Raw genomic sequence first — 14,926 nt, forward strand, 5'->3', positions numbered from 1 at the left:
TCTTATTTATAAATAATCTGAGTAATTACTCCAATTTTTCTTTGCAAAATCGGCTGCTTTTAATGTCTTTTGATCACAGGTTTTATGTATTCCTTTTTAACCTACAGAGGAAGGTGAAGATCATTTGAGAATAAAAAAGCCCCAAAATTGGAGCTTTATTATTGAATAAAGGTTTAACCCAATTTATTCACAATTTTCAACGGCAATACTTTCATTGCAAGACCTAAAGGCAACCAGGGCCATTGTGGTACATAAGCTTTAACCGGTGCTTTCTCAATGGCTTTTGCTAAAAGATGTGAACCAGTTTTTTCATCGACTTCAAATGGCAGTTTTTTCGCACCTTCATTGATCTCTGTACGAATATAACCAGGGAAAATAGTCGTCACTTTAATTGGGGTATCAATCAGTTCTGCACGAATACCTTCAGCTAGAGCAGCAACACCTGCTTTACTCGCACCATAAGCCGTTAAATGTTTAGGCATGCCGCGCATAGCACTCATCGAAGAAATCACCACCAAATGCCCTGCATTTTGGCTACGGAAAATTTCAACCGCAGCTTCACATTGCGCTAATGCAGAGATAAAGTTAGTTTCAACTGTGGCACGGTTAATTTCAAAATTGCCTTTACCAATACGACGACCTTCACCGATACCTGCGTTGACAATAACACGGTCAATACTGCCAAAATCTGCTTTAAAGGCACGGAACACTTCAAACACTTGATCGTAATTTGTGACATCGAGGGTTTTCGCAATCACTTTGATGCCATATTGGCTTTCCAGTTCATTTTTTAGCGTTTCTAGACGCTCTAAACGACGTGCACAAATGGCTAAGTTGTAGCCTTTTTGTGCAAACTCGCGTGCCATTCCTGCACCAATCCCTGAGCTTGCACCTGTAATTAAAATTGTTTTAGCCATGATAATTCCTTTGTTTATCTTAGATCCAAGTTAATAAATTTGGATCAACTGCTTTTATAAAATGGTGTTCATTTAAACTGAGTAATTGCGGTTCATTTCCAACCAAACGCAGTGTTGTCATACTGGTATTGGCAATGGCCCAATTAAGTGCAAATGTTTTTTCAGGACTCAGCCCTAAAATTTTACCGACTGCAACGGAGATCACTCCACCTGAACTAAACACAACGGCATAACGCGGTTTGGTTTCAGCCAGTTGAGTGCATAACTTTTCTAGCGCTGTTTCGACTCGACTTTTAAAATGTGGCCAAGATTCATCATATTCATGATGAAATTCTCCGCCTGTCCAACGTTCAATAGCGCCTTCAAAAATTTTAGATAAATAAGCACGCGGGTTTTCATGCTTAGATACATCTTCTTTTAATAAATGCGGCTGGTTAAATCGAGGTTCATACTGAGCAAAAACTTGCTGATGATTAAATTCATTCCATGCGTTATCTGTATCAACTTGTGCTTCTGGAAAGCATTCAGCCAATGCAAGATTGGCTGTTTGTTGATGACGTTGCATGGAGCCCGCAACCACATAAGGACTTTCTTTTAAAATACGGTCGAAATACTGTCCCAGCACCTTAGCCTGTAGCTCACCATTGGGAGAAAGCTTGTCATAGCTTTCTGCACCAAAAGAAGCCTGACCGTGCCGAATTAAATATATCGTGGTCATTTCCCTAAAATATCCTTCATTTTTTCAATATATTTTTGTGCCACTTCATTGGCTTCAAGTTTTTGCAAACCGATAAGTTTTAAGGCACGAATATGTAAAGCATGAATCACAATCCAAAAATCTTTAAATGCTGGATTATTGGTTTGCTTGTGGTAAAAGCGGTAATAAATTTGCTGTGCGATTACCGCTAAACGGAAAATGCCGAACACTTCATAAAAGGTCCAGTTGTCTGTTTGTAGACCAGTTTTATCCAAATAATATTCAACGACTTCTTTACGGCTAAACATGCCTTTCAAGTTGGTCGGCTGACGGCGTGTGGCTTTAAAAATTGCGTTATCGCCACTTTCAACCCAATACGCCAAAGCTGAGCCTAAGTCCATCAGTGGATCACCTAATGTTGCCATTTCCCAATCCAATACACCAATCACTTGGGTAGGATCATTTGGATCTAAAATCACGTTATCAAAACGCCAATCGTTATGAATTACACAGGTTTTAGAGTCAGCAGGAATATTGTCTTTGAGCCAATTACGGACATATTTAAAAGAAGGAACATTTAAGGTTTTGGCTTTTTCATAGCGTGCGTCCCAACCTTCCACTTGACGACGACAGTATCCGTCGCCCTTGCCTATTTTTTCTAGAGCTGTGCCTTCATAAGGCACTTGATGCAGTTCAATTAACTTGTCGATGACGTTGGTACACAACGCTCGAACTTGAGTTTCATCAAAATTGATTTCTTTGGGTAAGTTTGCACGTGGAATGATGCCTTCTACGCGCTTCATCACGTAGAAATCACAGCCAATCACTGATTCGTCCTGACATAGTGCCACCATTTCAGGGAGCACAGGATAAAATTCAGATAATGCTTTCTGTACGTTATATTCACGTGCCATATCATGTGCAGACTTGGCTTTGGTGCCTTTCGGTGGACGACGTAAGATTAAATCAGCATTGTCGTATTTTAAGCGATAAGTCCAATTTGATGCACCGCCTGAATATTGAGTGACTTCTACAGGCCCTTCTATTTCAACGCCATGTTCAATCAACCAATTGCCTACAGCACGTACATCCAGTTCTTCACCCTCACGAACTGAACCGCCTACATCGATCACTGACATGCTTTTCTTCCTAAACTTGAATCTATCATGATGATAAAAATATAATTTTCTATAGTTTTATAGCATGGACAACTCCGGGTTGCCATGCCAAATATGTGGCTACAACTTGTTTATTTTTTACGACGGCTGCTATAACCGCGCTTCGCCAATTCTAATTTTGCAATCATGCCTTTATGCACTTCATCAGGGCCATCAGCTAGACGCAGTGAACGTGCTTGCGCAAAGAAACCTGTGAGCGGTGTATCTCTAGAAACCCCAGCACCGCCGTGGATTTGAATCGCCATATCGACAACTTTTTCTAAGACACTTGGCGCAACCACTTTAATTGCCGAAATCTCGGTTAATGCAGCCATATTCCCTAGAGTATCCATTTTATATGCTGCATATAGGGTCAGTAAACGTGCTTGATCGATCGCAACACGTGCTTCTGCTACGCGTTCTAAATTGCCACCGAGTTTTAAAATTTCTTTACCAAACGCAGTTCGGCTCATACCGCGGTCAATCATCAGTTCTAGTGATTTCTCAGCAGCACCAATACAACGCATACAGTGATGAATACGGCCTGGGCCTAAACGACCTTGTGCAATTTCAAAACCTTGACCTGCTCCGCCAATGAAATTTGCAACAGGAACACGAACATTTGTGAAGCTAATTTCACCATGTCCATGTGGTGCATCGTAGTCACCAAATACTGGAAGCATACGTTCGATTTTTACACCCGCCGTATCGACAGGAACTAAAACCATTGAATGCTGATGGTGACGGTCTTTGCTTTCATCAGGTGTATGCGCCATAAAGATAATGATTTTGGCATTTGGATCACCTAAACCTGAAGACCACCATTTACGGCCATTCAACACAATTTCGTCGCCTTCAACGACAGCCGTAGCTTCCATATTGGTGGCATCACTTGAAGCAACTGCAGGTTCCGTCATACAAAACACCGAACGGATTTTTCCGTCTAGTAATGGTGTTAACCACTGCTGCTTTTGTTGTTCCGTGCCATAGCGCCAAATCACTTCCATATTGCCGCTGTCAGGTGCATTGCAATTGAATACCGTAGGTGCAAGTAAGCTACGGCCTGAAAGTTCTGCGATGTGTGCATATTCTTGTACAGATAAGCCTTGCCCAAGTTCAGGACAAGGTAAAAACATATTCCATAAGCCCTCAGCTTTGGCTTTATCCTTTAAAACCTCTAACTGTGCCGGCCATTGCCATTTGGTCCAATCACCACCTTGGTTCAACTCATGAACTTCTGCCCAAAACTCAGTTTCTACAGGCTCAATTTCATCTTTAATAAATTTTTTTGTTCTTTCAATATAATCTTGTGCACGTGCTGAAAGTTCAAACATGACAACATCCTTTAAATATTATGTTCTTTACGCTTTACAACACCATAACCTGAAATCTAATATGAACAAAATGATTTAATTCAATAGATGAACATGAATAGTATTCATAAAAATACCGTCATCGATATGGGTGTGTTTCACCGTATGGATATCAATTTATATCCACTGTATATCGCAATTTATGAACAAAAAAGCATTTCAAAAGCTGCGCAAATTTTGTGTATCACTCAGTCTGCAGCGAGTCATGCACTTCAACGTTTAAGACAACATTTACAAGATGACTTATTTGTACGTGCTGGGGCAAAAATGCTCCCGACTCCATTTGCTGAACAGATTTATCCCGTAATTAAAAATGCGCTTATTGCGATTCAAAGTATTTCTATCCAAAAACAACAATTTACTCCTTCAATGGTACAGAGCTTAAAAATTGCGGTACATGATGAAATTGAACCGATTATTTTTCCCAAGTTAGTTGAACACTTTCAACAGCAACAGTTTCAAATCCAATTTTCCAGTATTAAATTAGACCGCAAAACCATTGTGGCTGACCTTGCTGCACAGCAAATTGATTTTGCGATTGACCTAGAGCAAAACTTTGGTGAAAAGATTAATTTTCAAACCTTGGTTGAAGACCAATTCGTGGTTTGTAGTCAACATCCTAAGATGGATGAGTCTATTTATCTTTCTGCACCACACATTGGGGTTTCTTCACGACGTGCAGGTGTATTAGTTGAAGATATTTATTTAAATCGTAAAAAACACTCTAGAGAGATTTTTTTACGCTGTCAGCATTACTCTACAGCGTTACAAATTTTGGCACAGCAACCTAAGGCAATATTGACGATTCCACAAAATATTTTGACGCACTTACAGGTTGCTCCCGAACTGAATATTTTTGATGTACCTGTAGACTTGCCGAAAATTAAATTAGGGATGTATTGGCATAATGATTTGGAATTAAATTCACGGCATGTTTTTTTGCGAAGCGAAATTTCTAAAATATTTGCTTAGGCTATTTTTAATGGGACACCACTTTACTTAGGCTATTTGCATGTATTTAGATAGAGTTTTGCGTGATGAAACTTGCTGTATATTTATAGATCAAATGCTGATTATTTAAGGTATTTTTAACTGACCGTCGGTTTATTCGACAGCCATATATCATGAGTTCTTATAAAATCTAAACTCCTGTTTTTATGCGATATGACCTCGTTCATATCATTGTGTATGCTTTCAAATCTCTCCGCGAATTGGCTCATGGCTTTAGGTGCAGTACTGTGCCTGATCACAGTCTATGTTCTTTATAAAGTCTCCATTTTCCTAAAGGATTTTTTCCAACCTTTTAAGAAAGGAAAATCTTACCTCTGCCGTGTATCTGATATTAGTGATGGCGATACCCTCACCTGCTATCGGATGAATCTAAGACGTTCTAAAACCAAACTTCGCTTTGCTTATGTGGATGCGCCAGAATCGACACAAGCCTACGGTAAAGAGTCTGCACGCCTGATCAAATCTATGGTTTACAAGAAATTTGTTCGCGTAAAAATCACTGATGTAGACCGTTATGGCCGCTGCGTTGGGGTCATTTATCGCTATCGTAAATGCATGAATGAAGAGATGGTAAAACGTGGGGCTGCATGGGTGTACGAAGAATACATCCGTGACCAAAAGCATTTGAACTATATGATGAATTTACAAAGCAAAGCACGTAAACAAAAGAAAGGTTTGTGGAAAGCCAGTCGTCCAATGCGCCCTAAAGAGTATCGTAAATTACATAAATAACAGACCACATTACAGCATGGCTAAGGAATATTTGATGACTTAGCCATGTCTAATATTTGACCTTTTTTTACTTCGCTATACAATAATGCTGCCCTTTGGGGCATAGAAAATACATTAGATAATTAAAATTGGAATAATAATGACTGAACTTACTTCAAGCGAATTGAATCCGTTTCAACAAGATCAAAATATTCAGCCTCAAATTCAAAAAGCCGATCATCCACTGTCTCCTGAAGGGCGTTTTGGCCGCCTGTCCTATTTAGCGTGGTTATTTATCATTAGTATGATTTATACCTGCCTATTGGGCATCAGCGTCGCGCTGGGTCTTTTTGCATTTTTCAATTCAGCAGAACGTAGTATTGATGCACTTTTTAATTCATTCTTAGGACTCAGTGCGATCGCTCTGATTGTCGTTTCCATTATTGCAATGTTTGTCGCAATGATCTGCATTACGATTCGTCGTTTACATGATCTAAATAAAAGCGGTTGGCTCTGTTTAATTTTTCTCATCCCACTGGTCGGAACCATCTTTAGCATTTATGTGATGGCTGCAAAAGGCACCGAAGGTGAAAATAAATATGGCATAAAACGTCCAACGGAACAAACAGAGAAAGTTATTGGGTCATTGTATCTAATCCTGATGATTGTTTATTTATTGGTCATGATCCCATTGATGTTCAATATGCAAAGTATGATGAACAATTTAGAACAAGCGCAATTACAAGAACAAGCGATGATGTCTGAAGGTGAACCTGAATTAACGGATGAACAAATTGCGGCTTATTTAGAGCAAGCTGAATCAGAAGGTGAAGAACTTGCTTATGCAGATGGTGAAAGTGTAGAAATTTCAGAAAATGCAGACAGTTCAGCGGAAGATGCTGCAATTGCAGCTGCAGAAGCTTCTGTAGAATAAACACGTATTGTTTAAGGTATCAATTCAACGATATGCATTGAACGATAAGCTTTAAATGAAATGCTATGCAAGAAAACCTGTGTGCCCGCAGGTTTTTTTATACCTATTATTTATGCTTTAAGTTGTTCACTTGAATTCAAAATAAATTAGGCGTAAAGTTGCCAATAATTTAGTTACCCTAGTTAACTATTATGAATCCCACATTAGGTTTTCGCTCTTCACTTCTGCGCTGTGCGCGTCTGATGAGTGATGAAATCAACACAATTTTATTGCCCTATCAATTGAACTATTCGCTTTGGCAAGTCATGTTTGTCATCCGTGAAAAAACCGCTTGTACATCTATTGAAATGGCGGAATATTTAAATGTATCCAAGCCATCCATCACTAAGCGTGTCAAAATTCTTGTACAGATGGATATTTTGACTCATGTGCAAACTGACGATAAACGTCAAAAGAAAATGATGCTCAGCGAGACTGGTCTTAATTTATTTCAACAATGTGCAAAAGACATAGATGCCTTTGAGCAGCGCCTGATCGCGCCATTAGCCAGTCCAGATATCCAACATTCCATTCAAATTTTACACCGTGTCATGCAAGAACTTGAACAAAGAACTCTAGGTGATGATCATGCAAGATAAAGCACCACTTTGGACTCGAAATTTTATTTTAGTCAGCGCCATTAACTTCCAATTGGTTTTAACCTTTTATCTCTTGGTTGTGGTGATCGTGGGCTATGCGGTGGCTGAATTAGGTGCAACAACTGCTCAAGCCGGTCTAGTTTCAGGCTTGTTCATTGTCGGCACATTGGTCGGGCGTTTATTGGTGGGTAAGTTCCTAGAGCGTTTTGGTCGTAAAACAACACTGATCGTTGGTTTAATTGGCTTTTTAGTCTTTTCTGGTTTTTACTTCATTCAGTTTGGCGTCGGCATGTTGCTCTTCATACGCTTTATGCATGGCTTTATGATGGGTATGGCATCAACAGTGCTGGGTACCTTAATTGCCCAAACCTTACCAGCGACACGTCGCGGTGAAGGCATTGGCTACTACAGCATGAGTAGTACGTTAGGTACGGCTATTGGGCCATTTCTTGCCATTTGGATGATGTTACATATTGGTTATCATGCGATTTTTATCGTTTCTACGATTATCGCATTGAGCTGCCTATTGGTTGCCTTGCTGATTCAAGTGCCCGATTTACCCAAAATCAATAAACCTCTTGATACTGTTGAAGCCGTCAAAAAACCAAGTTGGATTGCTCAATTTGTAGAACCTAAAGCATTACCGATTTCTTTGATTATGCTTTTTGCTTCGATCTGCTATTCAGGTGTTTTATCTTTCATTAACTTCTACGCCAAAGAAATCGATTTAGTTGAAACAGCATCATTTTTCTTTTTAATGTATGCCATTGCGATTTTAATTTCTCGCCCATTTACTGGCCCGTTGATGGACCGTAAAGGTGAAAATATTGTGATCTACCCTGCTTTTGTGATTATGGGCGTAGCATTGGTATTGCTCAGCATCACACAGAGCTCATGGATGCTTTTACTTTGTGCCAGCTTACTTGGACTCGGTTATGGCAATATTCAGTCGGTCTGCCAAACAGTTGCCGTGAAAAGTGCGCCGCTTGAACGTATGGGCTTTGCCACTTCAACTTTCTTTATCTTTTTAGATGCCGGTTTAGGCTTTGGACCGTACTTTATCGGTAAATTGCTCGACCATATTGGCTACTCACAATTGTACTTGTATAGCGCATTTGCTGCCTTTGCATGTATTGGTGCCTACTACATTTTACATGGTCGTTATACTGTTCGAACTGCTTAAACTATAATTAAACATCAAATCGTCGGCTGAAACGTCGACGATATTCTAAGGGGCTCAGCCCCGTTTTTTTTTGAAATAACCGTCGAAATGAGCTTGAGTCACTATAGCCAACCTCTCGCATAATCAGATCTAAAGCATGTCCCGTTTCTTCTAAACGCTTTCGTGCAGCTTCAATACGTATTGATTGTAAGTACTGATTCGGTGGAATATCCAAAGCCGCTTTAAAATGTCGAATCAATGTCCTCGTTGTCACATTAAACTGCGTCGCAAGTTCATCTAAGACAATATTTTCATGATAATGCTGTTCTAACCAATCTTGAACTTTTTGCACCAAACCATCCTGATGCGGTTTAGATATTTTCAATAATGAATAGGACAACTGACTATCACGACGATAATCCAATACAAATGATTTTGCCGTGTGGATTGCTGTTTCAAAACCATAAAAACGTTCTATTAGATGCAGCCCCAAATCAAACCATGCTAAGCCGCCGCCAGCACAGTAAATATTTTGATCATGGCTAATGAGCTGATCTGCATTCAGTCTTACCAAAGGATAGCGTTCACGAAACATTTGCTGAAAGCCCCAATGCGTCGTTGCCTGCTTACCATCTAAAAGCCCTGCTTCTGCCAGAAAAAAATTACCCGTACAGTTTCCTGCGATCAGTCCGCTCTGCAATTGCCGAGTTTTTAATAACCCGATCAGTGCTGAGTTTTGCGCTAAAACATCTAAGATCGGCGCGCCTATCGTTGGGACAATGATGATATCTGCATCTGTTATTTCAGAAAATGCTAAATCTGCATAAAGCTTGATGCCATTGATACATTGCACAGCTTGAGCATGTTGTGAGGCAATTTTGACCTGAAATAGCCGCTGCACATTTTGTTTTTGAATCCGGTTCCAACTGACCCCCGCCATTGCAAATAGATCAACAACCCCTGTAATCGCAGAAGCCAAAGCACCATCAAATGCTAAAATTATGATTTTCTTCATTTAAAGTTCAAATTATCAAAATGTCATTTTTGACTTATTAAGTGTCATTATTGACAATTCTATATCTAAAAATCAACTGCTAGGCTTAAGGCATAAAATTCGACCCGATTAGAGATTGATCAATGGCGCAGTTAATCAATGACAAAGATTTAAATTTTTTGCTATTTGACGTGTTTAAAGCGCAAGACTTAACGCATTACCCACGTTTTGCCGAGCATGATGCTGAAACCTTCAAAAGCATCCTAGAAACTGCACAAGGTATTGCTCAAGACTTTTTTGCACCCCATAACGCAACAGCCGATCAAAACGAACCAGCCTTTGATAGTCAACAGGTTAAAACCATTGCTGAAGTCAAAACGGCATGGAAACAATTTGCAGATGCCGGCCTGCTTTGTGCGCAGCATGATTATGATGCAGGCGGTATGCAACTTCCGACTTTAATTAACATGGCTGCAAATGCCTATTTCATGTCGGCAAATCCATCGTCAGTGGCTTATTCATTTCTAACCGCTGCTGCTGCAAATGTAATTCAAGCTTTCGGTACGACTGAACAAAAAGATAGGTTTGTACCGCATATGTTCAGTGGTCGCTTTGCTGGAACGATGGCCATGACTGAACCTGATGTGGGTTCATCTTTGGGTGATTTGACCACAAAAGCCATACCACAAGCCGATGGTACTTACCTTATCAAAGGCCAAAAGATGTTTATTTCAGGGGGTGACCAAGACATCACTGAAAATATCGTGCATTTGGTCCTTGCTCGCATCCAAGATGCACCTCAGGGCGTGAAAGGTATATCGCTGTTTATTGTTCCGAAGTTTAAAACCCTAAGCGATGGTTCACTTGCAGATGCCAATGACGTACAACTGGCTGGCTTATTGCATAAAATGGGCTACCGAGGTACAACATCGACAGTACTGAGCTTTGGTGAAAAAGATCAATGTACTGGCTATCTGATTGGTGAAGCAGGTGCTGGTCTTAAATATATGTTTAAGATGATGAATGAAGCACGAGTCGGTGTCGGCTTAGGTGCAGCCATGATTGGATACCGTGGCTATTTAGAGTCACTCGAATATGCCAAAAACCGTCCACAAGGTCGCTTAGTATCAGATAAAAATCCTACCTCAAAACCTGTCAATATTATTCAACATACAGATGTTAAACGGATGCTTTTGGCACAAAAATCCTATGTGGAAGGCGCACTCGCATTATGCCTATTTGCTGCACGATTAATTGATGAACATCAAGCCGCTAACAATGAAGACAGCGCGTTGTTATTAGATTTGATTATCCCTGTCGTCAAATCATTCCCTTCCGCCTATGGACCAAAAGCCAATGATTTAGCCATCCAAGTTTTAGGTGGTGCGGGCTATACCCGTGAGTATCCGCTTGAACAATACTATCGCGACAACCGCTTAAATCCGATCCATGAAGGCACATTTGGCATTCAGTCTTTGGATTTGTTGGGTCGTAAGCTTTGGCAGCACAACAGTAAAGGTTTGATGCTGTTATTACAACGTATGCAAAATACAATTGATCAAGCTCAACATCCAAAAACTCAGGCGCTTGCAGCAATTTTTTCAGCGCATTTAAACACGGTGAAGAAAACCACACAAAGTTTGGGACAAGTCCTCGCCCAAGGTCGTGTCGATCAGGCACTGGGTAATTCTGCCTTGTATCTAGACATGATGGGCAAAGTCATCATTTCATGGCTATGGCTTGAAATGGCTAATCAAGCTCTTGTGAAATTTGAACATTCAGATTTAGCTGAAGATCAACAATTCTTAGCCGGTAAATTACAAGCCGCGCAATATTTTATCCGCTGGGAATTACCTGAAATAGAGCACCAAGCCAAGTTATTGCTAGAACTTGATGATACTTGCCTCAACATGCAAGAAAGTTGGTTCTAGCCACCCGTTTAGCTCAGTCCTCAATGGGCTAATCTGGACAAGGTTTTCACGGATGAAAATCTTGTCCAACCCTATCTATTTCAATAAAAACTGCTATAAAAATAGGAACTTATTTTTCGTTCCTTTTTTATCAAAATTGAGTGCTATACGCTGCAATTATTGGAAGATTTTAAAACGAGCTGCATCATCCATATAACCTTTTTCTTTCGCTTCACCTTCCACTGAACCAAAAACCAATTGAGCACGAAGTTTCCAATGCGCAGGAATGTCCCATTCAGCATGCACTTGTTCATCCACAATTGGGTTGTAATGCTGTAGTGATGCGCCTAAACCTTCGGTATGCAACGCAGTCCAAGTTGCAAATTGGGCAATGGCAGTTGAGTGTTCTGCCCAAATTGGAAAGTTTTCTGCATAAGAAGGAAACTGTGCTTGTAGAGCACTGACCACATCCAAATCTTCAAAGAACAGAACCGTACCCAAACCTGCTGCAAAACTTGCCATTTTCGCCGTGGTCTTCGCAGCACTTTCTTCATCTTTTGCATAAGATTTTAATTTGTCAGCGACTAAGCCCCAAAATTTTTCGCTTTCACCAGTAGAGTCTGTTGATATTTAATTATGCTCATCTAGAGATATTTATGCAGCTGATTTTAAATTAATTTCTGTATGAATAATCGTGCAGCCTTGCTGAGAATGAATTTTGAAATTCCCACCTATCCGTTCTACACGCATTTTCATACTTCGCATGCCGATACTCATGCCATGATTTGAAACACTCTCAACATCAAAACCTACGCCATCATCTTCAATGGTTAATAACAATGCGCCATTCTCGAACTGTGACAGCGTTACATTGACATGATTAGCTTGGCTATGTTTCACAATATTGGTCAGGCTTTCTTCAATTACTCGTATTAAAGTCAGGCACTGAATTGCTGTTGGTTTGATCGCCCACTGCGAAGGAATGCACCATTTGGCATTCATTTCAACTTCATCCATCAACTGACTAAAACGATGTCGAACTGGTGCAATCCATAGCAAGGGTGAATCTGGCACTTTGCTGTCCAAAGATGATCCACTATCAATAATTTGCCTTAAATCATCCCGTAGTAATTTCAACATCGACAAGAACTGTCTGTTTGGAATATTACTTTCACACTGATCAACCAAGATCATCGAGCGCACAATAGATGCGCCCAGACCGTCATGTAGATCATGTGATAATTTAATTCGTTCTTGTAGGCGTACATTACTGAGTTCAAGCTGATGTTTATCGTTTAGGCTACTGCATAATTCATCACTGACTTTCTGAACTTCAAATGCCAAATCATCATTATATTTTTCAATTTTCTGAATATTACGATTGAGCCTCGCCCCCAAAATCACCACGATAAATAGGGTAATAATCGGTGAAGTAAAGGGAGATAACGGTGTAAAACCTTCTTTTGGAAAGAATACCAAGGCTGTGATGTCTGCAATAACAATCACAATGATCGCAGTCATACACATTGCTAATAAAGTGTAGTCTCTACGTTTTTCTTTAAAACTAATCCAGCAAAGATAAATGTAAGTGATAAAAAAGAGGATGCAATATAATAAGAAAATGAGGCTCGAAATTTCCGCATTTTGTTCAAATGGCCAAATACACACTACACCAATCAGAGATGCTGTCAGCATGGTAAATGACAGCTCAATGCGAGGAAATTTACGCCCAAGAAAGCGCAAAATATAGATGCTAAAACACTGAAAGTACAGCATTGAAAATATCAAATTAGCTTTGGTGGAAAAAACCGAATTTGGATATGGAAAGGTTTCAGTGGTCAGAGCATTACTGAGAAATAGAATCCACAAAACAGTTGAAAGTGCAAACCAGCCAAAACTAGTATCCCGACGTCGCATCAACCAAATAATGAAGCAAATTAGACCCAAGACCCCAGAAAGAAAAATATTTAATTGTAATATGGTTCGACGAGTCCAAGTGGCTTCTTCGGTCTGCTCTATTGTTGCCATGACATTGTTAAATTTCACCGGACCCAAGCCAGCATTTAGACTCGAGTAGCCATAAACATAGATCAAGGTTTCATTATGATCATGCTTGATTCCACTTATCGGTAAAATCCAATAGCGTGCAACATTCCAACTTTTAGAGACCGGTTCTTGAAGATTTTTATTGGTCCACAGCAAGTCGCCATTCAGAAAGACTGAACCCGTATTAATGATATAATCAATATATAGTGCGATGGGTTCTGCCAAACGCGCATTATTTTTACAGTACCAAGACCAGTCTAATTTATACCAAGCACCACCTTGATAACCCTCCCAGTCTTTATCTTCTTTCCAACGGTCAGGTAATTGCGTGGTTTTCCATCCAGTTCTGGGTAATTCTTGATTGGATGGTGTCTTCACCCGTGAAATGCTATTCACAGTTACATTACATTGATCATTTACAGGGAAAACTTGCTCTGCATGACTCAAGCTCCCCCATACTAAACAGAGGATAAATAAGAAAAAATATCCTCCTTTACGCATTATAGAATACCCATAGATCTTGCTGTACTCACGGCTTTGGTTCGTTTCGTTACGGCTAATTTGCGATAAATATGTTTAATATGGCTTTCTACCGTATAGCGAGAAACAAAAAGCTGTTCAGCAATCTCACGGTTACTCAAACCTTGAGCAACCAAACATAAAATTTCTTTTTCACGACTGGTCAAGAGGTTCAAGTCTGCTTCATCGGCGACTGTTTGTTCTGGACTTGGCGCTTCGGCTTCGGATATTTGTTTAAGGATTTCTCGTGCAATAAATGGGTCAATCGGCGCCCCACCACGTAAAATACTCCGAATAGATAAAAGTACTTCAGCATCATCACGTTCTTTTAATACATAGCCCGTTGCACCTGCTTTAATTGCGGCAAATAAGCTTTCTTGTGTACTCCATGCAGAGACAACCAAGATCATGGTATTACTTTCGAGGGAACGTATTTTTTCAATAATTTCGATACCACTACCATCAGGCAAACCTAAGTCAACTAAGGCTAAGGATATCGGTTGGGTCTCTACGGCTTGAATAGATTCTTTAACATTTTTGGTGAAGATAAGCTCTTCCCGCTTATAACCCAGCTCTGTCAAAATTTGACGTAAACGTAATTGAATAATTTCCTCATCTTCAACGACGAGCACCGGTACGGGTAGTATGACTTCTTGTGGTGACATGATTTACTTCCCCCGAAAAAATGAAATGTCTTTTACATTAATGAGTTTAATCCTTTTAGGATATCCCTATAATTAAGTAAATTTCTTATTTTTTAACAATTTATTCTAATTCAATTGATGCAGCTATGATGCATTTTTCTTCTAATTTTAAATCCATTTAACATTACAATATGTGTATAGCCATCAGTCTGA

General features: G+C 39.8%; 13 protein-coding genes and 1 pseudogene. 6 read left to right on the top strand and 8 right to left on the bottom strand.

What is annotated here, in order from left to right; genetic code table 11:
* Positions 1–173 precede the first annotated feature (173 nt).
* From FTT76_RS12665 to FTT76_RS12680, 4 genes are all read right to left on the bottom strand, one after another.
* Positions 174–917, bottom strand: coding sequence for an SDR family oxidoreductase (locus FTT76_RS12665; protein ID WP_180007792.1), 744 nt, complete (start codon positions 915–917; stop codon positions 174–176).
* A gap of 19 nt (positions 918–936) precedes the next feature.
* Entirely contained in the window at positions 937–1,635 is a 699-nt protein-coding gene (locus FTT76_RS12670; protein ID WP_078193820.1) for a histidine phosphatase family protein, read from the bottom strand.
* A complete protein-coding gene (locus FTT76_RS12675; protein WP_180007791.1) occupies positions 1,632–2,753 on the bottom strand; it encodes a phosphotransferase family protein in 1,122 nt (373 codons plus the stop codon). Before FTT76_RS12675 ends, FTT76_RS12670 begins: the two co-directional genes overlap by 4 nt.
* A gap of 110 nt (positions 2,754–2,863) precedes the next feature.
* Positions 2,864–4,105 carry an acyl-CoA dehydrogenase family protein gene (locus FTT76_RS12680; RefSeq protein ID WP_180007790.1) on the bottom strand — a complete coding sequence of 414 codons (1,242 nt, stop codon included), beginning with the start codon at positions 4,103–4,105 and terminating at the stop codon, positions 2,864–2,866.
* A gap of 93 nt (positions 4,106–4,198) precedes the next feature.
* Here FTT76_RS12680 and FTT76_RS12685 point away from each other — a divergent pair, with 93 nt between their 5' ends.
* From FTT76_RS12685 to FTT76_RS12705, 5 genes are all read left to right on the top strand, one after another.
* Positions 4,199–5,116 (top strand): LysR family transcriptional regulator, encoded by a 918-nt coding sequence (locus FTT76_RS12685; RefSeq protein WP_180007789.1) that lies wholly within the window; start codon positions 4,199–4,201, stop codon positions 5,114–5,116.
* A 216-nt stretch (positions 5,117–5,332) separates the two neighbouring features.
* On the top strand, positions 5,333–5,887 hold the full coding sequence (locus FTT76_RS12690) for a thermonuclease family protein (RefSeq protein ID WP_180007788.1): 555 nt from the start codon (positions 5,333–5,335) through the stop codon (positions 5,885–5,887).
* Between the two features lie 139 nt (positions 5,888–6,026).
* A complete protein-coding gene (locus tag FTT76_RS12695) occupies positions 6,027–6,800 on the top strand; it encodes a DUF805 domain-containing protein (protein ID WP_180007787.1) in 774 nt (257 codons plus the stop codon).
* 188 nt (positions 6,801–6,988) lie between these two features.
* Positions 6,989–7,438: a MarR family winged helix-turn-helix transcriptional regulator gene (locus FTT76_RS12700; protein ID WP_373686551.1), complete on the top strand. Its 450-nt coding sequence runs from the start codon at positions 6,989–6,991 to the stop codon at positions 7,436–7,438.
* Positions 7,422–8,621, top strand: coding sequence for an MFS transporter (locus tag FTT76_RS12705; RefSeq protein ID WP_180007785.1), 1,200 nt, complete (start codon positions 7,422–7,424; stop codon positions 8,619–8,621). The genes FTT76_RS12700 and FTT76_RS12705 overlap by 17 nt, the downstream gene beginning before the upstream one ends.
* A 7-nt stretch (positions 8,622–8,628) precedes the next feature.
* Here the strand turns inward: FTT76_RS12705 and FTT76_RS12710 are convergent, their stop codons facing one another.
* On the bottom strand, positions 8,629–9,615 hold the full coding sequence (locus tag FTT76_RS12710; RefSeq protein WP_180007784.1) for a GlxA family transcriptional regulator: 987 nt from the start codon (positions 9,613–9,615) through the stop codon (positions 8,629–8,631).
* Positions 9,616–9,737: 122 nt separating this feature from the next.
* Here FTT76_RS12710 and FTT76_RS12715 point away from each other — a divergent pair, with 122 nt between their 5' ends.
* Complete coding sequence (locus FTT76_RS12715; protein WP_180007783.1) at positions 9,738–11,525, top strand: acyl-CoA dehydrogenase; 1,788 nt, start codon at positions 9,738–9,740, stop codon at positions 11,523–11,525.
* A 156-nt stretch (positions 11,526–11,681) separates the two neighbouring features.
* Here FTT76_RS12715 and FTT76_RS12720 read toward each other — a convergent pair.
* From FTT76_RS12720 to FTT76_RS12730, 3 genes and pseudogenes are all read right to left on the bottom strand, one after another.
* Positions 11,682–12,116 (bottom strand): annotated as a pseudogene (locus tag FTT76_RS12720) (nitroreductase family protein); the annotation flags it as partial.
* Positions 12,117–12,158: 42 nt separating this feature from the next.
* Positions 12,159–13,997, bottom strand: coding sequence for an ATP-binding protein (locus FTT76_RS12725; RefSeq protein WP_257224244.1), 1,839 nt, complete (start codon positions 13,995–13,997; stop codon positions 12,159–12,161).
* A 53-nt stretch (positions 13,998–14,050) separates the two neighbouring features.
* A complete protein-coding gene (locus tag FTT76_RS12730; protein ID WP_078188703.1) occupies positions 14,051–14,734 on the bottom strand; it encodes a response regulator transcription factor in 684 nt (227 codons plus the stop codon).
* Positions 14,735–14,926: the final 192 nt, after the last annotated feature.

The sequence above is a fragment of the Acinetobacter sp. YH01009 genome, assembly GCF_013420765.1.
Classification (GTDB): domain Bacteria; phylum Pseudomonadota; class Gammaproteobacteria; order Pseudomonadales; family Moraxellaceae; genus Acinetobacter; species Acinetobacter amyesii.